This window comes from Bacillus sp. NPDC094106 (assembly GCF_044764345.1).
Classification (GTDB): domain Bacteria; phylum Bacillota; class Bacilli; order Bacillales; family Bacillaceae_G; genus Bacillus_A.
In genome coordinates this window covers 5,922-25,832 of record NZ_JBIWHY010000027.1, presented here as the reverse complement: position 1 = coordinate 25,832, position 19,911 = coordinate 5,922, and the positions used below count along the sequence as shown (strand labels likewise).

The 19,911-nt window shown below is 34.2% G+C and carries 17 protein-coding genes and 1 pseudogene; 14 read left to right on the top strand and 4 right to left on the bottom strand.

The window, feature by feature from the left end:
- The first annotated feature begins 74 nt into the window (after positions 1-74).
- From ACIQ7L_RS25830 to ACIQ7L_RS25770, 13 genes and pseudogenes are all read left to right on the top strand, one after another.
- A complete protein-coding gene (locus ACIQ7L_RS25830; RefSeq protein WP_400572790.1) occupies positions 75-437 on the top strand; it encodes an alpha/beta hydrolase family protein in 363 nt (120 codons plus the stop codon).
- The gene (locus ACIQ7L_RS25825) at positions 410-1,234 is read left to right on the top strand and encodes an ankyrin repeat domain-containing protein (protein WP_400572788.1); all 825 of its coding nucleotides are present in this window, start codon (positions 410-412) and stop codon (positions 1,232-1,234) included. Before ACIQ7L_RS25830 ends, ACIQ7L_RS25825 begins: the two co-directional genes overlap by 28 nt.
- A 347-nt stretch (positions 1,235-1,581) precedes the next feature.
- Entirely contained in the window at positions 1,582-2,286 is a 705-nt protein-coding gene (locus tag ACIQ7L_RS25820) for a metallophosphoesterase family protein (RefSeq protein ID WP_400572787.1), read from the top strand.
- A 1,136-nt stretch (positions 2,287-3,422) separates the two neighbouring features.
- The gene (locus ACIQ7L_RS25815; protein ID WP_400572785.1) at positions 3,423-4,094 is read left to right on the top strand and encodes a response regulator transcription factor; all 672 of its coding nucleotides are present in this window, start codon (positions 3,423-3,425) and stop codon (positions 4,092-4,094) included.
- On the top strand, positions 4,091-5,335 hold the full coding sequence (locus ACIQ7L_RS25810) for a sensor histidine kinase (protein ID WP_400572783.1): 1,245 nt from the start codon (positions 4,091-4,093) through the stop codon (positions 5,333-5,335). The genes ACIQ7L_RS25815 and ACIQ7L_RS25810 overlap by 4 nt, the downstream gene beginning before the upstream one ends.
- Before the next feature lie 108 nt (positions 5,336-5,443).
- Positions 5,444-5,643 (top strand): annotated as a pseudogene (locus ACIQ7L_RS25805) (transporter); the annotation flags it as partial.
- A gap of 24 nt (positions 5,644-5,667) precedes the next feature.
- Entirely contained in the window at positions 5,668-6,510 is an 843-nt protein-coding gene (locus tag ACIQ7L_RS25800) for a C39 family peptidase (protein ID WP_400572825.1), read from the top strand.
- A gap of 48 nt (positions 6,511-6,558) precedes the next feature.
- Positions 6,559-7,086: a GrpB family protein gene (locus ACIQ7L_RS25795; protein ID WP_400572781.1), complete on the top strand. Its 528-nt coding sequence runs from the start codon at positions 6,559-6,561 to the stop codon at positions 7,084-7,086.
- Positions 7,087-7,394: 308 nt separating this feature from the next.
- Positions 7,395-9,377, top strand: a complete 1,983-nt coding sequence (locus ACIQ7L_RS25790; RefSeq protein WP_400572779.1) for a methyl-accepting chemotaxis protein — start codon at positions 7,395-7,397, stop codon at positions 9,375-9,377.
- A gap of 572 nt (positions 9,378-9,949) precedes the next feature.
- Entirely contained in the window at positions 9,950-11,557 is a 1,608-nt protein-coding gene (locus tag ACIQ7L_RS25785; RefSeq protein ID WP_400572778.1) for a sensor histidine kinase, read from the top strand.
- Positions 11,554-12,261: a response regulator gene (locus ACIQ7L_RS25780; protein ID WP_400572777.1), complete on the top strand. Its 708-nt coding sequence runs from the start codon at positions 11,554-11,556 to the stop codon at positions 12,259-12,261. The genes ACIQ7L_RS25785 and ACIQ7L_RS25780 overlap by 4 nt, the downstream gene beginning before the upstream one ends.
- A gap of 120 nt (positions 12,262-12,381) precedes the next feature.
- Positions 12,382-13,728, top strand: coding sequence for a 2-hydroxycarboxylate transporter family protein (locus tag ACIQ7L_RS25775; RefSeq protein ID WP_400572775.1), 1,347 nt, complete (start codon positions 12,382-12,384; stop codon positions 13,726-13,728).
- A 68-nt stretch (positions 13,729-13,796) separates the two neighbouring features.
- Positions 13,797-15,002, top strand: coding sequence for an NAD(P)-dependent malic enzyme (locus tag ACIQ7L_RS25770; protein WP_400572773.1), 1,206 nt, complete (start codon positions 13,797-13,799; stop codon positions 15,000-15,002).
- Between the two features lie 335 nt (positions 15,003-15,337).
- Here the strand turns inward: ACIQ7L_RS25770 and ACIQ7L_RS25765 are convergent, their stop codons facing one another.
- The 4 genes from ACIQ7L_RS25765 to ACIQ7L_RS25750 form a co-directional block, all read right to left on the bottom strand.
- On the bottom strand, positions 15,338-15,862 hold the full coding sequence (locus tag ACIQ7L_RS25765) for a DUF4871 domain-containing protein (RefSeq protein WP_400572771.1): 525 nt from the start codon (positions 15,860-15,862) through the stop codon (positions 15,338-15,340).
- Positions 15,863-16,063: 201 nt separating this feature from the next.
- Positions 16,064-16,576, bottom strand: a complete 513-nt coding sequence (locus ACIQ7L_RS25760) for a GNAT family N-acetyltransferase (protein ID WP_400572769.1) — start codon at positions 16,574-16,576, stop codon at positions 16,064-16,066.
- A gap of 184 nt (positions 16,577-16,760) precedes the next feature.
- Positions 16,761-18,149: a sensor histidine kinase gene (locus ACIQ7L_RS25755; protein WP_400572767.1), complete on the bottom strand. Its 1,389-nt coding sequence runs from the start codon at positions 18,147-18,149 to the stop codon at positions 16,761-16,763.
- A 79-nt stretch (positions 18,150-18,228) separates the two neighbouring features.
- Positions 18,229-18,900 carry a response regulator transcription factor gene (locus ACIQ7L_RS25750; protein WP_400572765.1) on the bottom strand — a complete coding sequence of 224 codons (672 nt, stop codon included), beginning with the start codon at positions 18,898-18,900 and terminating at the stop codon, positions 18,229-18,231.
- 330 nt (positions 18,901-19,230) lie between these two features.
- Between ACIQ7L_RS25750 and ACIQ7L_RS25745 the strand changes: the two genes are divergently transcribed.
- Positions 19,231-19,353: a hypothetical protein gene (locus ACIQ7L_RS25745; protein ID WP_097896567.1), complete on the top strand. Its 123-nt coding sequence runs from the start codon at positions 19,231-19,233 to the stop codon at positions 19,351-19,353.
- Positions 19,354-19,911 lie beyond the last annotated feature (558 nt).

Below are 19,911 nucleotides of genomic sequence, written 5' to 3'. Positions count from 1 at the left end.
CATATACTTTATAGACTGGTTATCTAAAAGGATTAGGATTTCATAGCATATGAGAAAGCGAAAATGAAACACTTATGGATAAGAGGCAGTACTCAACAGAAGACGTTATAAGGATAAAAGGTACAAAATTGAATGCAAAATGGTTAAGAGAACAGTTACAATATAATGTAGTTACATATTTAGAGAAAGTGTCATGCCATGTTTTAGCAATAACGGGAGACAAGGATATACAAGTGTCGCCTGAACATGCTAAACGAATTGCTTTATACGTTAGTGGTGAAGCAGGGTGGCATATCATTCCGAACATGAAACATTATGAACATAAGCATACAATGATTCGATTAAGGAAGGAATATAGGAGGCTTATGGATAAATCTATTGAAGAAGAGTTATTACATGTGATGAAGGAATGGTTAAAAAAACATTATCTTTCATAGGAGCTGTAGTTGTGAGGAAACAAAAAATTTTATTATTTATGTTATTAGGACTTTTAATTATGACAGTAGCTTGTGATAAGCAAGAAGAAACTGAAACGAAACCAGTTCAAGTGAAAAATGAAAAAAATCACGAGAAGAAGCAGAAGGAAAAAGAAGAAAAAGACGCGACGGGTATGGACTTAATGGATAAGCAATTATTGCTTTCCGCAACACTTGGTGATACAGAAACAGCTATGAAGTTGATAAAAGATGGAGCAAATATAAATGTAGTAGGCGATCAAGGCGAAACACCGATAATGGCAGCGACATACCACAATCATGTTGACACAGTAAAAGCATTGATTGATGCAGGGGCTGATATTGAGTTACAAGATAAAAAACAAAATAATCCGTTTCTGTATGCAAGTAAAGAAGGATATATTGACATTGTGAAGTTAACAATTGATGCAGGGACGAATATAAAGGAAATAAATCATTCTGGTAACACAGCGCTTATTGCAGCAGCTGAAAGAGGACATGTCGAAGTTGTAAAAGAGCTATTAAATCGTACACAAATTGATGTGAATTATAAGAATGATCATGGTGGAACAGCATTGTTGGAAACAATTGTTTTAGGAAATGGTAGTGAGAATCACAAACAAATCGTTCAGTTACTGATTGACCATGGAGCAGATGTAAACATGGCTAATCGTGAAGGAATCGCTCCTTTACAGCATGCAGAAAAACGAGGGTTTAAAGAAATTGTTAATATGTTGAAATTAGCTGGAGCAAATGAAATAAAACAGCCTACACTGTAATATAAGCTGTTATAAAAAGAGGTGAGGGAGCAAAGAAAGTATGCGAACTCATCTCTTTTTATATAATTACATCTAAAATATATATAAGGGCATTTGAAACTATATAAATCCCTTTTCATTTCTCATCTCTCCTTGTTTCTTGTTTTATTTCTTACTTTAAGTATAGTCAAAGCTTAGGAAGACAAACATCGAATTGGGTGACTGGAGACTTACAGTATTGTAAGAAAAAACAGTTAAGTTGTAAGGGAGAAATCTATTTTTGAAATTCATTTAGTTATTGTAATCTGAAAAATTAGATATTTTAAGGTATAATGTGGAAGAACTGGTTTTGGAAAGAAGGGGCATAGATGAAAAGAATTCTTGTAATAAGTGATATTCATGGGGAAATAGAGAAATTTGAAAAGCTGTTAGTAGAAGCAAAATATAACGCGAAAGAGGATCAGTTAATTTTACTAGGGGATTATGTTGATCGTGGTCCAAATGCAAAGGCTGTAATAGAAAAAGTAAAGCAATTAAAGAAAGAAGGAGCTTTTGTTTTAAAAGGAAATCACGAAGATATGATGATTAAAGCATTAACAACTAATGAAGAAAAATCATGGAATCATTGGGTAAAGAGAAATGGTGGAGATCAGACGTTATATAGTTATGGTTTTTTAGAGAGTGAGATTGCTGTCATTGAAGGAGCTTTTGAAAAACCAATTTTGAAGTCTGATATATTAGAAGAACATTTGAATTTTATCCAAGAGCTAGATCATTTCATTGAAACAGAAGAGTATATATTTGTACACGCAGGTGTTGAACCAACGAAAAAAGTTGCTGATTCTGAACCATACACATTAATGTGGATTCGGAACGAGTTCCATAGTGGTTATGATGGTGAAAAGATTGTTGTATTTGGACATACGGAAACAAAAACACTTCATGGTGATAATAATTGTAATGTGTATTTTGGGAATAACCGAATTATAGGAATTGATGGCGGAGCAGTATATGGTGGCCAGTTGAACTGTTTAGAATTACCAAGTCAAAATGTATATGCAGTGAAAGAATAATATAAAAAAGAGATAAGGGATTAAAACCAAGATCAAACCTTATCTCTTTTATGTGTTTATATAATTTGTGAAATCATTACTACGATTCATTATTGATTTAACTCCATTGCAACTTGCTTACCATTTACTAAAGCTGCTACCACAGCTACTACAACTTCCATTACTTTTTTCATTTTTCATCTCTCCTTGTTCCTTGTTTTATTTCTTACTTTAAGTATAGTCAAAGCTTAGGAAGACAAACATCGAATTAGGTGACGGGAGACTTACAGTGTTGTAAGGTATGTAATTTCTATTTGAAAATATTTTTTGCTAAGGGAAAATTAAGAAATAGAGTTCATAATAAAGCCTATATAGAACGTTATATATACATCAATTAAAAAAACGACATAACCCCCCTCTTTTTAGGTGGGAGAGAGCATCTAGCCATGCATAGAAGCGTTCTGCTACATACGAAGTAAAAACAGAAAGAGCAAACGAGTGGAGGTTACTGTTTATTCTGCATAGCAGGGATTTAGATGTTGAAAAATGAAAATGGATTTATATAGATAGTGAAATGAGTGAGGAATTTATTCATGCTATGAGAAGTCTACATAGGTAAGGGTATACAATGACTTTAAGTACGCATGATTTAGAGATACCAAAGTAAGTCGAATTGTTCGTATACAAGACGGGCAACGGTTTGAAAATAGGAATAGGTATGTTGAGTCTGCTTTCTTTTGTTATTATGAAAATAGGAATAGGGATTATTTATCCCGCATTAACGGGCAGTAATACTCCCACCTCGAAATTCGGGGAAAGCAAAGAAGTTAGATGGGAGATAAACTGCCCGTAAAAGCCCGATTGGTTCAACTAATAATCAGTGGGGGATGAAGAAAACCCCCGCTGATTAAAGTTTCACTTTATAGATGAATAGAAAATATTTTTATGTATACATCAATTGAAAAACCGACATCCCCCTCTTTTTAGGTGGGAGAGAGCACTAGCCATGCATAGAAGCGGTCAGTGCCTTTTCTGCCACATGCGAAATAAAAACAGAAAGAGTAAACGAGTGTAGGTTACTGTTTATTCTGCATAGCAGGGATTTAGATGTTGAAAGATTAAAATGGATTTATATAGATGAAAGGTGAGAAAGTGGCATGCGCTTATTAGTTGTAGAAGATAATGCACCTTTATTGGAATCAATTACACAAATTTTACGTGATGAATTTGAAGTGGATACAGCGGTAAATGGAGAAGATGGATTGTATTTGGCACTGCAAAATATTTACGATACAATTCTTCTTGACGTAATGATGCCAGGGATGGATGGTTTTGAAGTCATTCAAAGAATACGTGATGAAAAGATTGAGACTCCTGTCTTATTTTTAACAGCTAAAGATTCTTTGGAGGATCGAGTAAAAGGATTAGATTTTGGCGGAGATGATTATTTAGTTAAGCCATTTCAAGCTCCTGAACTGAAAGCGAGAATTCGCGCTCTATTACGTAGAAGCGGTAGTTTAACAACAAAGCAGACCATCAAGTATCGCGGAATTGAGCTGTTTGGAAAAGAAAAGGACATTCAAGTAGATGGAGAAGCAATAAAATTAACGTTAAAGCAATATGAGCTTTTAGAATATCTCATTCATAATAGAGGGAAAATCTTAATGCGTGAACAAATTTTTGATCGTGTGTGGGGATTTGATTCGGATACAACCGTAGCGATTGTTGAAGTGTATGTTCATCATCTTCGCAAAAAATTAGAGCCATTCGGTTATCAGAAAGATATTCAAACCGTTCGCGGTATTGGATATATATTAAAAGAGCAATGAAGAGAGAAAGTATGTTTCAAAAAACACGTATTCGTCTTACCATTTTAAATTCATTGGTGTTCATCATACTGATTGGGGTGTTAGGGAGTGTTATCTATGCATACACGTACAATCGGATTTATAGCGGAGTAGATACTTCTATAGAAATTGCTAAAGCAAAAGAGGAGAAAGATTCTAGGTTTCCACCAAAAGAAGTTGCTAAAATTCATATTGGAGATCCACGGATTACGAAATTAGTATGGCGTGGAAAACAAGTTGTAATAGACGAGAAGGGATTCAAGTTTGACCCTATTTTTCAAGAAAATATTTCAGAGTTTTTTCCGGGAAGACTGGAAGAGTTTCAAGATGTTCAAATAGAAGGGCGAAGTTTTCGAGTGTTTGCGTTTCAACGTGATACTGAAATTGTCCAATTTGTGCGCGATGCAACTGCGGAAAGAGATATGTTACATACATTATTGCTCATTCTTATAATTGGATGTGGTATAGGTAGTTTATGTGCAATTGGACTTGGATTCTTCCTAGCCGGAAAGGCCCTTATACCTATTCGAAATTCTTGGGAGAAACAACAACAGTTTGTTTCTGATGCATCACATGAATTACGAACACCGCTAGCAGTTATTCAATCGAAAACAGACGTATTGTTTCAATCACCTTCTGCGACAATAGAAGAAAAAGCAGTTGATATATCTACTATTTCGAAAGAGTGCAGAAGGTTATCAAAGCTCGTTGCCAATTTATTGTTATTAGCGCGTTCAGATTCGAATCAAATCGAAATGGATAAAAAGAATTTTGCGCTAGATGAGTTATTACAGGAGGTAGTAGATCCGTATAAGGAAATTGCTGCATACCAAGAAAAAGAGATAATATTGAAAGTGGAATCTAAAGTATCATTTATTGGGGATAGGGAAAGAATTCATCAATTGATTGTAATTTTACTAGATAATGCGATGAAATATACGAATGAGGGGGGAAAGATCCAAATAAGCTGTATACAAACAGGTACATCAATTATCATGCAAGTAAAAGATGATGGAATAGGGATTCAGGAAGAAGATATTTCGAGATTGTTTGACCGCTTTTATCAGGGGGATAAAGCCAGAACGAAATCAGAGGGAGCAGGTTTAGGACTTTCGATCGCTAGTTGGATTGTGGAAAAGCATTATGGAAAAATAACCGTAAAAAGTAAACTTGGAGAAGGTACTTGTTTTGAAATTGTTTTTCCAAAAAAACAAAGAGTATAAGAGAAATGACGGACGGCCTTGTTTTTTTACAAGGTCGTCTTTTTTTAAGAGAAAGTTAAGGAACGTTTTTTAGAATGAATGTTGTAAGGAAAAAGTGGCTAAAGGAGAAAAAAGTTTTATATTGATTTATATGGTAAAGATAGTTAACAAGTGCTAAGAGAAATAAATGAGCAAAAAGTCATCCAAATGGCAGATGGGCTTGGAATAGATGGAACAAATATAAATATTCAATAACTAACGGAAAAGAACTTACCTTTTTACCCATGGTCCAAACAGATGCGGATGCATTGTATTCGTATTTAACGAATGAAAAAGGACGTGAAGATAGAAGAATGATACGGAATTGGAAGATGTATATATGTGTGGTTGTATTAGGAATGGTTATTTGTAGCGTATATATGAAAAAGAGCGATATAATTCCCATTACTAAACATGTAGAGAAAGTAAAGAGCATTGTCTCAAATCAATTTATTCAAAAGAAAAGCGGTAAGGACCAACTCGTCATTCCGACTAAACATTCTCAACAGAAAAAGGGATTTGTGAATACAGATGAAGAAAAAGTATTACTGCAAAATGTACCTTTTATCCAGCAGTTACCAGAGTTAGATCGGGGATGCGAAGTAACTAGTTTAGCTATGATGTTACAGTACGCAGGTGTTTCTGTAGATAAGATGACGCTGGCTGATGAGATAGAGAAAGTTCCCTTCTCAAATAACGGTATACGTGGTAATCCAAATGAAGGATTTGTAGGGGATATTTATACCTTTTCTGAATCAGGATATGGAGTGTATCATAAGCCACTTTTTCAGTTAGCAAATAAATACTTACCAAATCGAGCTGTTGATTTAACAGGTAAAGATATAAATGAAATTTATAAAGTTGTAAAAGAGGGCGAACCAGTTGTTATGATTACAAATGCAACGTATGCTCCATTAGGCGAAGATGAATTTGATACATGGGAAACAGATGAAGGCAATGTTTCGATTACGTACAATGAACATTGCGTTCTTCTTATTGGTTATGATAAGGAATCGGTATATATCCACGATCCGCTTAGTGATACGCCGAATGTCAGCGTACCAAGAGAAAATTTTGAACAGGCATGGGTACAAATGGGGAGTCAAGCAATTAGCTATATGAAAAATTCTAAAGGAACTGGGCAGGAAATGGAGTGAATCGGAGAGAAGTTCTACCGTCTTATACTATGTTAAAGGAGAAGAGACATGGAACTAGGATTAAAGGGAGATGAAATTAAATTTGTTCATTATACGGATGAATGGCAGAAAGAATTTACTAAGGTGAAAAATGATATACAAAAAAATACCCATATAGAAGAGAATCGTATTGAGCATATAGGTAGTACAGCTATTGAAGGAATTTTAGCTAAGCCTATTGTGGACATATTAGTCGCGGTGAATGACTTGAATTCAGTGGAGGAATCCATTATAAAGGGGCTTAAAAAAATCGGTTTTTTACGATTAAAAGTGAAACGACCTGGTGAAATTGTTTTTGCAAAATTTACAGATGGTTCTTTTGAGAAACGAACACATTATATTCATTTAGTTGAGTATAAAAAAGATCTTTGGAATAACTTAATTTTTTTTCGAGACTATTTAAATGAACATGAAGAAACGAGAGAAGAATATACGAATTTAAAACTAGATTATGTAAAGATATGTTCGACTGGGATAAGAGAATATACGGATCATAAAGAAAGGTTTGTAAAAAGTATTTTTAGGAAGAGAAAGTGATGACAATATTACATTTTCAGAATAAGAAATAAGAGGAATTCAGCATATGTAGTATACTGAATTCCTCTTATTTTTGTGTTTCATTTATGAATGCTTCCATTACATATTTCATTATTTTTTATGAGAACGCGTGAAAAAAGCAATTGTTAAAATAGATGACAGAGCAGTGAGACTGTAAGAATAAATAAGTATTTTAAAATATGTAATTGATAAAATTTTTTTACAAATCATCATTATATATTGTTTTATTAATTATGATTATATAAAATTACACAGACGCTTTATATTTAAATAAAGGGGGGCCTATTATGCAAAATATATTTAAGCAATTTAGAGGAACTAGTATTAAAAAGAAATTAATCTTTTCCTTTCTCATTCTTTTAACTGTACCTGGGCTTATTATTGGTGGTGTTTCTTATCAGACTGCAAAAACGAATTTTGAGCAGCAAATTACGGGGAAAGCCAAGGAAAATATTTCAGTTTTAAATGGTGTTATTACTCAAAATATAGAAGCGAAATTTGTTGATGCGGAATATTTTGCCGATATTTTAACAGAGGATACATATCCAAATGGACAAGAAGACATAGTAAGAACGAAATTAACACAATATATAAAGCTTCATCCAGAAGTAGAGGGCATTTATATTGGAACGCAAACAGGGAAATTTATAAGAGAACCATTTATTCAAATGCCAGAAGGATATAATCCAACAGAAAGATCATGGTATAAAGAGGCAAGTGAAAATAAAGATAAGGTAATTGTTACTGCTCCATATCAGTCAACCTCCACAAAAAATATGGTGGTAACGATCGCAAAGCAGACGAAAGATGGTAAAGGTGTTATAGGGATTAACTTAAATCTGGATAACATATTAAAGATTTCAAAAATGATTGATATTGGTAAGAAGGGTTATGCTGTTATCTTAGATCAAAACAAACAAATTGTTAGTCATCCATCTAGAAAAGGTGGATCAAAGGTTACGGATCCTTGGGTGACACCAATTTATGAAAAAAATGAAGGTACTGTGTCTTATACCGAAAAAGGTGATGAAAAGAAATTAGTCTTTACAACAAATGAGAAAACAGGCTGGAAAATAGTTGGTGTTATGTTTGAAGATGAAGTGATTCAAGCAGCTAATCCAGTCTTTTATAAAACGTTAATTGTTATTGTAATTTCTATTGTACTTGGTAGTGTTTTAGTTTATTTCCTTACACAATCTATTACAAGACCACTACGCAAAATTGTAGACTCTGCACATAAAATTAGCGGAGGAGATTTAACAGAAGAAATTACTGTTCATTCAAAGGATGAGATAGGAAAATTAGGGGATTCATTCAATGAAATGTCTACGTCTCTACGTAGTGTTATTTCGCAAATTAGCTTTTCTGCAGAACATGTTGCAGCCTCAGCGGAGGAGTTAACAGCAAATGTACAACAAGCAAATGATGCAACTGACCAAATTACACTTGCGATGGAACAAGTATCAAGTGTAGCTGAATCACAAAGTCGGGGTGTTGAGGAAGGCGCAGCTACGTTACAACAAGTAAATACAGCAATTCAAAATGTGACAGGAAGTGCAGAATCTATTTCGGTTTCTTCATCACATACAAGACAAAAGGCAGATGAAGGTGAAGGACTAGTAGAGCAAACAGCGAAGCAAATGCAGTCTATTTCTCAATCTGTTTCCCAATCAGATAGTATTATTAAAGGGCTTGATGAGAGATCAAAACAAATTGGTGCCATTTCGGAAGTGATTCAATCTATTGCGCAGCAAACGAATTTACTCGCTTTAAATGCAGCGATTGAAGCAGCGAGAGCAGGTGAACAAGGACGCGGATTTGCAATTGTGGCAGACGAGGTTAGAAAGCTAGCAGAGAAATCGGAAGAGTCATCAGGTGAAATTGCAAATTTAATTAAAGAAATTAAGATGGATATTGAGCATACTGTACAATCAATGGATCATGTTAGCGAAGAAGTTCAGTGTGGTCTAGAAGTTGTAAACAAAACAAAAATAAGCTTTACAGAAATTTTGGATTCTACTAATCATATTGTTTCGCAAGTTGATCAAATGGTAGAGACGACAAAACTTATGGCGGGAGATGCAAATGAAGTGACAAATGCCATTGATGAAATTGCGGCAGCAGCAGAAGAAAATACAGCAAGTATGCAAAGTGTCGCAGCCTCAGCAGAAGAACAAATTAATTCAATGGAAGAAATTAGTTCTTCTGCTCAAAACTTAGCAGAGATGGCAGAGGAATTACAAGAAATGATTAGTAGATTTAAAGTATAATGGTAAGAAATAAGTAAGATGAGGATTTTATCATCTTACTTATTTTTCTATGTATACATCAATTAAAAAACACATAAAACCCCTCTTTTTAGGTGGGAGAGAGCATCTATTCATGCATGGAAGCGGTCAAAGCCTTTTTCTGCCACATGCGAAGTAAAACAGAAAGAGCAAACGAGTGTAGGTTACTTTTTATTCTGCATAGCAGGGATTTAGATGTCGAAAAATTAAAATGGATTTATATAGTAAGGCCTATGGAGGTAGTTCATTACATGGACAAGTGTCTCTTGCGAAATGATATATATACATCAATTAAAAAAACACATAAAACCCCTCTTTTTAGGTGGGAGAGAGCATCTATTCATGCATAGAAGCGGTCAAGGCCTTTTTCTGCCACATGCGAAGTAAAAACAGAAAGAGCAAACGAGTGTAGGTTACTTTTTATTCTGCATAGCAGGGATTTAGATGTCGAAAAATTAAAATGGATTTATATATTTAAAGAAGTATTATATGTATAAAAAAATTAAGTGAAATAATTCAAGTAGTGTAAAAGAAATAGGGGAGTCGCTGATGGGATGAGAAATAGAAAAAGGCTAGTAAGTTTATGGAAAACGATTACATTTTTAGTGTGTACTGTCGTTATACTTTCTTTACTTGTAACAGATGTTTTAATTAGTCATAACGTTGAGCGTACGACAGAAGAAAGCCAAGCCGAAAAAGCAAAAACGATTGCACATATTGTAGCAAATTCACCAATTGTAATCGAAGGTTTAACGGGCAGAGAAAATGTAGCTGAAATTCAAACGTATACGAACAGGCTATTAAAGAATACAGGTGTTCAGTTCATTGTGGTTATGGATATGAATGGAATTCGAAAGTCACATCCAGATCCCAACAAAATAGGTCAGCATTTTGTTGGAGGAGATGAAGGGATCGCTTTAAAGGGAAAAGAACATGTGTCTTTGGCTAAAGGAACTTTAGGGGCTTCAATGCGAGTATTTGTGCCCATTTTTTCTGAAGCGGGAGAGCAAATTGGTGCAGTTGCTGTTGGAATTTCAGCTGATAATGTACAAGAAAGAGTCAAGGAAAGTAGACATATTATTTATATTGGCGTTGGTGTAGGAATATTAGTTGGGATTATAGGAGCAATATTATTAGCTAGACATATTAAGAACATTTTATTTGGTCTTGAGCCACATGAAATTGTAAAAATTTTAGAAGAAAGAGATACGATGTTACAATCTGTAAAAGAAGGAATTATTGCCGTAGATAAAGAGGCGAGGGTTACTTTAATCAATAATGAAGCAAAACGGTTATTTAAGAAAAGCGGCCTTGAAGAAAATTTTATTGGTAAAGATGTGGAGCTATATATGCCGAACTCACGTATAAAAGAAGTTTTACAAACGGGGGAAGCGCAATTACATGAAGAACAGAATATTTATGGTATTACAATTGTTACAAATCGAGTTCCTTTATATGTTAAAGGGGAGATAGTTGGTGCAATTGCGACGTTTCGTGACAAAACAGAAATTAGAAAATTAGCAGAAGAATTAACAGGTATTCGGCTGTACGCAGAAGCATTGCGAGCGCAATCCCATGAGTTTATGAATAAAATGCATGTCGTATTAGGACTTACACATATGAAACAGTATGAAGAATTACAGAAATATGTGAGTAGTATGGTATCAGAGCATCAATATGAAATCGGTGGGATTATGAGGAAAATTAAAAATCCTGTATTTGCTGGATTTTTGCTTGGTAAACTTAGTTATGCGAGAGAAAAGAATATACAGCTGATTGTAAGTGAAGATTCTTATTTGCCAGAGACAAATGATGAAAGTATCATTCATGAACTTATTACGATTGTAGGAAATTTAATTGATAATGCAGTAGATGCAGTAATGAATTGTGAAAAGAAGCAGGTTCAGGTTTCGATTCGTTATGAAGATAGATTAATAATTACAGTACAAGATATGGGAACCGGAATAGAAAAAGATAAATTTAATACCATATTCATGAAAGGATATTCCACAAAAGGAGATAATCGGGGCTATGGTTTATATCTTGTAAATGAAAGTATAAAAAGAATAGATGGGGAAATTTATTTTCATTCATTGTTAGGAAAGGGAACGACAATAACAATTGAAATACCATATAAAAGTAGGGATGAGATACAAAGATGATTAAAGTTTTGATTGTGGAAGATGATCCGATGGTAGCAATGCTAAATAAGCATTATTTAGAACAAGTAGGAGGATTTGAACTTGTTCATGTGGCTCATTCTGTAAATGAAGCGATAGAAATATTAGAGAAATCCCATGTAGAATTCATATTACTTGATATTTTTATGCCTGAAGATACAGGCTTTGAGTTGTTAATGTATGTTCGGAATCAAGAAAAAGAAATTGATATTATGATGATTTCAGCTGTACATGATATGGGAAGTATAAAAAAAGCATTGCAATATGGAGTTGTAGACTATTTAATTAAACCATTTACCTTTGAACGATTTAAAGAGGCATTAACCGCATATCGAGAGAAATTTAAATTTATGAAAGAACAACAAAAGATTAGCCAATCAGAATTAGATACACTAATTTTACAAAAAGAAAAAGTAGAACCTCACACAAATCAAGAACTTCCAAAGGGATTAACAAAGCAAACGTTGCAGTTAATATGGAACCAAATTGAACTGCTTCATGGACAAGCTTTTACAACAGATGAAATGGCGCAATTAGTGGGAATTTCAAGGGTTTCTATTCGAAAGTATGTAATGTTTTTAACTGAAATTGGAGTTTTAGAAAATGAAATGGTTTATCAACATGTAGGGAGACCAGTAAGTAAACTAAGGTGTATTGACCATAAGAAAATAGATGTGTATGTATAAGCGGCTTATATAAGTCGCTTATACTTTTTTTAATTACAAAACCAGTTACAAAACTTACAAAAACTATTTTTCCTATTGGAAGCGTTTTAATATTGTAAATAAGAATATAGGGGGTGCCATATGGGGATTCAAAACAACATGGAAGCGATGTCATCTGTAGAGGGAACAGAACCAAAGCAAGAATCTTTCGCTTCTAAAATAATGAATATTAAAATCGGTGTTATACCTTTACCGTTATATGTTGTACTAGCAGCGGTTATTTACGGAGCATCTGTATATAATAAGTTGCCAGCGGATATGATTGGCGGATTTGCAGTTATTATGATTATGGGTATTTTCTTAGGCGATATCGGAATGAGAATTCCAATTTTAAAGAACGTTGGTGGACCAGCGATTCTTTCCTTATTTATTCCGTCATTTCTCGTGTTCTTTAACTGGATGAACCCAGCATCAATGAATGCTGTAAATATGTTAATGAAAAAATCGAACTTTTTATATTTATACATTTCTTGTTTAGTAATCGGAAGTGTGTTAGGAATGAGCCGTAAAGTGTTAGTACAAGGCTTTATTCGCATGTTTATTCCGTTAGTTGTAGGAACACTTGCTTCGATTGCAGTTGGATTATTAGTAGGGTCATTATTCGGATTTGAAATGAAGCGAACGTTCTTCTTTATCATTGTGCCAATTGTAAGTGGTGGTATTGGAGAAGGGATTTTACCACTTTCCTTAGCATACAGTGAGATTTTACATCAATCATCAGCAACATTTGTATCTCAGCTTATTCCAGCAGCGGTTATCGGAAATATGTTTGCGATTGTAGGCGCTGGATATATGAAGCGATTAGGTGAGAAAAAACCAGAGCTTAGTGGTAATGGTGTATTGGTGAAAACAGGTAATCAAGATGATTTATTAAAAGAACAAAATATAGAAAAACCAATTGACTTCTCATTAATGGGAGCAGGTTTATTAATTGCATGTACGTTCTTTATTTTCGGTGGACTTGCTTCTAAATTTATTGGTATTCCAGGTGCAATCATTATGATCTTCTCAGCAGCACTTGTGAAATACTTCAAATTAATGCCAGCAAAAATGGAACAAGGTGCATATCACTTATATAAATTTATTTCAACAAGCTTAACGTGGCCATTAATGGTTGGTTTAGGATTACTATACATTCCGTTAAAAGATGTAGCAGCTGTTCTTTCAGTTGGATATGTTGCGGTGTGCGCATCAGTGGTAATAACAATGATCACGACTGGTTTTATTGTTGGGAAAATTATGAAAATGTATCCGGTCGAGTCTGCAATTGTAACTGGATGTCATAGCGGATTAGGCGGAACAGGAGACGTTGCGATTTTATCAGCTTCAAATCGTATGGAATTAATGCCGTTTGCACAAATTTCAACGCGTTTAGGCGGAGCAGCAATGGTTGTAACTGCATCAATTTTACTAAAAATGTTTTCGTAAGGTAACATCAGACAAGCTAGCTATGTAAAGACGTAGCTAGCTTGTAAAATTAGGAGGAGATTATTTTTATGTTAGAGAGCCAAATTAAGGAACGTTCGTTATTACTTCATAAAGAATTAGTAGGAAAAATTGAAATTACAAGTAAAGTAGAAGTAAATTCAGCAGATGATTTAAGTTTGACATATACACCAGGAGTGGCTGAGTCTTGTAAAGCGATCGCTGCAGATGAAGAAACAGCTTATGACTATACAGCACGTGGTAATATGGTTGCAGTTGTTTCGGATGGAACAGCAGTACTTGGATTAGGCGATATTGGACCAAAAGCAGCTATGCCTGTTATGGAAGGAAAAAGCATTTTATTTAAAAAGTTTGCGAATGTCGATGCATTTCCGCTTTGCCTTGGAACGACTGATGTAGATGAAATCGTAACCATTGTTAAAAATTTAGAACCTACATTTGCAGGTATTAATTTAGAAGATATTGCAGCGCCGCGCTGTTTTGAAATTGAAAAGCGTTTAAAAGAAGAAACAAACATTCCAGTTTTCCATGATGATCAGCACGGAACAGCAATTGTTGTTTTAGCGGCAGTTATTAACGCGTTAAAAGTAGTAAACAAACAGATGGATGAAGTGAAGATTGTCATTAATGGTGCCGGTTCTGCAGGGATTGCAATTGGTAAATTGTTATTAAAAGCAGGCGCCGAGCATATGACGTTAGTAAGTTTAGAAGGTATCGTTTGTGAAGGAGAGTCATGGATGAACCCTGCACAAATCGAGATTGCGAAAGTAACAAATCGTAAGTTTGTACGTGGAACATTAAAAGAAGCGATTGCCGGTGCAGACATCTTTATCGGCGTATCTGCTCCTAATGTATTAACAAAAGAACATGTGAAGACAATGAATGAAAATCCGATTGTATTTGCAATGGCGAATCCAGTACCAGAAATATTCCCAGAAGAGGCACTAGAGGCTGGGGCAACTGTTGTTGGAACGGGACGTTCTGATTATCCAAACCAAGTGAACAATGTATTAGCATTCCCTGGTATATTCCGTGGTGCATTAGATGTACGTGCAACAGATGTCACAGAAGAAATGAAGCTAGCGGCAGCGTATGGAATCGCTAACATCATTACTGATGAAGAACGTAATGAAAACTATGTAATTCCGAATCCGCTAGATAAACGAGTTGTCCCAAGTGTTGCAGCTGCAGTAGCAAAAGCAGCAATTGAATCAGGGGTAGCGCAAATTACAAAAATGCCAAGTTATGAATTATAAAAAAGAAGTGCCTTCTTACAAAAGAAGGCACTTCTTTTTTGGGGAGATAAGAAATTAAAGTAATAAGGAAATCGTATCTCCGTTTATTTTTTTATAATGTGAATCATCATTATTTCTCGTAGCATTATTGATTCAACTCCATTGCAACTTGCTTTCCATTTGCGAAAACTTCTAACACTGCAACTACAACTTCCATTACTTTTTTCATTTCTCATCTCTCCTCAGTTTTTGTTTCAGTTCTTACTTTTAGTATAAGGGAGAGAAAAGGATGTAACGATCGAAGTAGGTGACGTAGAAATTACATTGCTGTAAGGAACAAATGAAGATTTGTCACTTTACTCTACGTTAATAACAAGTTGCTCGTAATATTTTTCATTTATATATACATTTAATACCCATAACCCAGAAGACGGCAGTGACATAAGCAGGGGCATTTCTTTTATATCAGGTTGGATTTGATTTGGTGCTGTCCAATTTTTTTGGGAATTTTCATTTGAAAAGATTACAGGAGTTGGAGTGGTGGATCCTAGTTTTAAAGCAATAATGGAGAATTTTCCGGTTGGCATTTGTGGATCGAGAAAAAACCACATATGTTCCATTTTTTCGTTCGAAGTAAACGAGCTATCTGCAATGGCTATTTTTCCTTCGATTCCTTTTAATGGAGTTTTACCTTCTACAAATGAAGGACTTTCTTCCCAATTCACATCTTTTAAGACGCTAAGATGGAAAAATGAAGGTGCATTTGTTTGAGGATTTGAGGCTTCAATGATTTCTTTTTTTTGAGTTTTAGAATCTTGTTGTATTGCTGTACATCCACTGATAAGAAAGGTGAATAGTAGCATAGTGCCAATTTTTTTCATTTAGCCACACTCCTATTTTTCATTGTTAGTGTAATTGTATTTGCTAGAAGGCGGGACAATTCCTGTTAAATGATAAAAAGAGGTTGTAAGTTTAGTACGACCTCTTTTGACATTGGTAGAGATTAAAGAGGCTATTCAATTGGTATATAATGCGTGGTTTACAGCATAAAAAAAACCCTCAAGTATACGAGGATTTTTTTATTATTTTTCTTCATCTAAGAATAAAACCATGTGTTCTTCATCCCAATATTGCCCATTATATTTTAACGAACGTTCTTGAACACCGAATGTTTTAAAGCCCAATGATTCATAAAGCTTTTTTGCACCATCATTTCCGACAACAACATCAAGCATGACTTGCTCTATTTCTAATTTTTTTGCGAGTTCAATACATTCTTTAATAAGAGATTTTCCTGCTCCAAGTCCACGTGCTTTTGGAGATACATATACGGAACCAATCTTCGCTTTATGTTCTTGTTTTACATATGGTTTCGTTTCCAATGTTGCAACTCCAATTAGCTTATCATCTTTAAATGCACCAAGTGTGTAGTTTTCATCTTGTGCTAATTTTTGTGCTTTATATTCAATTGGACATTCTTTATTAATAATATCTTCATAAGAGGAACTAAAAGCTTCCGGATTTTGTTTTAATCCTTCTACACGAAGTTCTAAGTAAATTTCGGCCTCTTGCTTTGTTAATACATGGATTTCCAATTATATCATCCTCCAAATCGTTTCCAGTTGTATTTATATTTTATATTGAAATATAAATAATTTCAAAAGGTCAGCTTATATGAGTAGGATTTATGAGTTTTTCTGACCTTTTGTAAACAGATATTAGTTATTCAAATAATAGTACCAGCAGTTTTATATGGCCACTGATGATGTAATGTATATACTATTCAAATGGTAATTCAATTATAAATTCTGTTCCAATTCCTAATTCACTTTTTACGTGAATAGATCCATGATGTAGTTCTACAATTTCTTTTGCAACAGCTAATCCAATCCCTTTACCACCTGTAGCTCTAGTTCTAGATTTATCAACTCGATAAAAGCGGTCGAAAATATGAGGAATGTCTTCTTTTGGAATACCTTCTCCTTCATCTTGTACACATATAGTAAAAGTATTCTCCTTTTTAAGCACACTTATTGTAATCATGGATTGTTCATGGGAGTGTTGATAAGCGTTATGTAATAGATTTAACATTACCTGTTCCATTCGCCGTTCATCCATATAAACTTCCAGATTATCCTTACAGTGCAATTGAATTTGCATTTCTTTTTTTGTAAGTGTTGTTTTTGTTTTTTCAATCATTTTTTCGAGAAATGGTTGAATCGATACTCTTTGCTTTTTAATAACAAATTGATGCTGTTCTAGTTGAGCAAGGTCAAATAAATCTTGCACAAGTTCTGTTATGCTGTCAGTTTCATCCTCGATAATTTGTAAATATTCTTCGCGCTCTTCTTTAGATAAAGAATCTCTTTTTGCAACCTTCGCATAGCCTTTCATATAAGTAAGCGGAGTTAATAATTCATGTGCAACACTAGCAAGAAACTCATTTCGTTCTTTTTTCATATAGGTTAGTTCGCTAGATAATTCTTCAATAGTTGTCGCTAAACTACCAAGTTCATCGTTGCGTTTAATGCCTAATTTAATCGGTTTATTTAACTTTAACATCCCTTCTGTTGCCCGTTTCATTTTAATTAGTGGATCGGTAATGACGCGAGAAAAGATAAAGACAGAAATTGTAGTTAAAAGAAGGGTTACGATCCCGACAATAATAAATTGATTTGTTAAACGAAGAATCATTTTTTCTAAGAAGGATGTATTTAAAAACATATGTACATATCCAGTAACATGTCCATTAATAATAATTGGACTTGCAGTTGAAATGAATTTAGACTGTTTCCAGTCTTTCTCAGTTGTTGTTCCGTTTCTTGAAATAGATTTTATTTTGCAAGCAAGTTGTTTCTTCATATCTTCTGTTACAAGATCTGAAGCAGACAAGATTTTCCCATTGGTGTCCGTTATGACTAATGTTGTATCTGAATTAGAGTGAGATTCTATTTCAGCAACATATTCAATAACACGCGGCGCATGTCCTTTTTTCATAGATTTTTCAATAACATTACGATAACGATTTCCTTTATCTAAAAGGGCGTTTGTTTCTTCAGCGATCCGCATATTAGTAAGGCTTCTGTGACAAGAGATAAAAGCTATTGCTTCAATACATAAAGCTAATATTAAAAAGTATGTACCAATCTTGAGTGAAAGTTTGTTCATTGTTTCACCGTACCTTTATTGTATATAAAGTGAAACTTTAATCAGTGGGGGGGTTTCATTTTTCCACTGACCAAAGCAATTATTCACTTTTCCATTTATAGCCTACTTTGTAGACAGTTTCTAAATATTCTTCGACAGGAAAGCCTTTCTTTCGTAATTTATCGCGAATATTTCGGATATGTGAATCAACAGTACGATATTCAATGTCTGTTTGATATCCCCATATCTTTTCGATTAAATCATCACGACTGTAAGCGCGGTTTGTATTTTGTAAAAACAGTCCTAATAATGAAAACTCAATCGGTGTGAGTGAAATTTTCTCATCGTAAACAGTAACAGTATGTTTTGTTTTATCCCATTCAATGCCGTTAAAGCTAACAAACCCATCTTTTTTTGTCCGTCGCAATACTGCTTCAATTCTTGCAAAGAGTACTTGTTCATCAAATGGCTTTGTAATATAGTCATCGGCGCCCATTGTGAGTCCTTTTACCATATCGTAATTTTGATTACGGGCGGTTAGCATTATAATGGGAACATTACAAATTTGACGGATTTGGTAACATGTCTCCCATCCATCCATCTTGGGCATCATGACATCTAGCAAAATGATATCAAAATCTTTTTGTTGAATTAGTTCAAGAGCTTCAACTCCAGACGTGGCTTTCATACAGAAATAACCACGTGGACTTAGGAATAAATCTAATAATCGCAACATGCGTTCTTCATCATCTACTAATAAAATTTTTATCATATTTTTGTGCACCCCAAAAAATTCATTCTACCTTCTACCTTGTATAGTTTACATGAAAATGATAAAAAACTCTGTTTATGTGATTGTATTTTTTCTACCAAAGCAATTGACATAAAAAATGCACTACTTTTGCAAAACTCTTTTTTATAATAGAACATGTAGCGACACAAAATACCCTATGTTGCGACATAACGTCATGTCATTTTATTTATAAAATGACAATTCCATTCTATTGTGTATGTGGGATAGTGAGGATTTTCGTATTCACCTCGCATCGGATAAGAAAAGTTTCCTATCTCACACTTTTTTGTTATAAAGGGGACTATACACGTGAATAAAAAAGAAGAACGTTTACAAAAAGAGAAGCAAGAGCGTAATGCTATTGTGATGTGTATTGCAGTATCTATGCTAATCATTGTGAAGTGTGCTAATAAATTTTTTGGGATTTTATAATAGATGAAAAAAGCTAGTCGTTTCTTTTGAGAAACAACTAGCTTTTTTATTTTTCCTTAACAAGAGTACATACAGAATTCTTGTTAGGGAGGGATAACGGATCAAAAAATGATAGAAGTGTTAAACAATAAACCAAGGAAGAATTGCTAACCCAGATGTTACAATGACTGTACCACAAATTAGAAAGATAAAATGTTTATTCTGTTTCATCTCGCATTCTCCTTTAACTAGTAATTTAATTCCATTGCTACGTAAGTACAAATTGAAAAATTGACATAAAGCCTTTCTTTTAGATGGGAGAGAGAATCCGCTCATGCATAGAAGCGGTCAGATCATTTTTTAGCCCCATGCCGTGTGAAACCAAAAGGATAAAACAAGTGGAGCTCTCTTTTTATTTTCATAGCCGTGATTTATATGTCGGAAAATCAAACTGGAATATATATATGGGAGAGAGAATCCGGCCATGCATAGAAGCGGTCAGATCATTTTTTAGCCCCATGCCGTGTGAAACCAAAAGGATAAAACAAGTGGAGCTCTCTTTTTATTTTCATAGCCGTG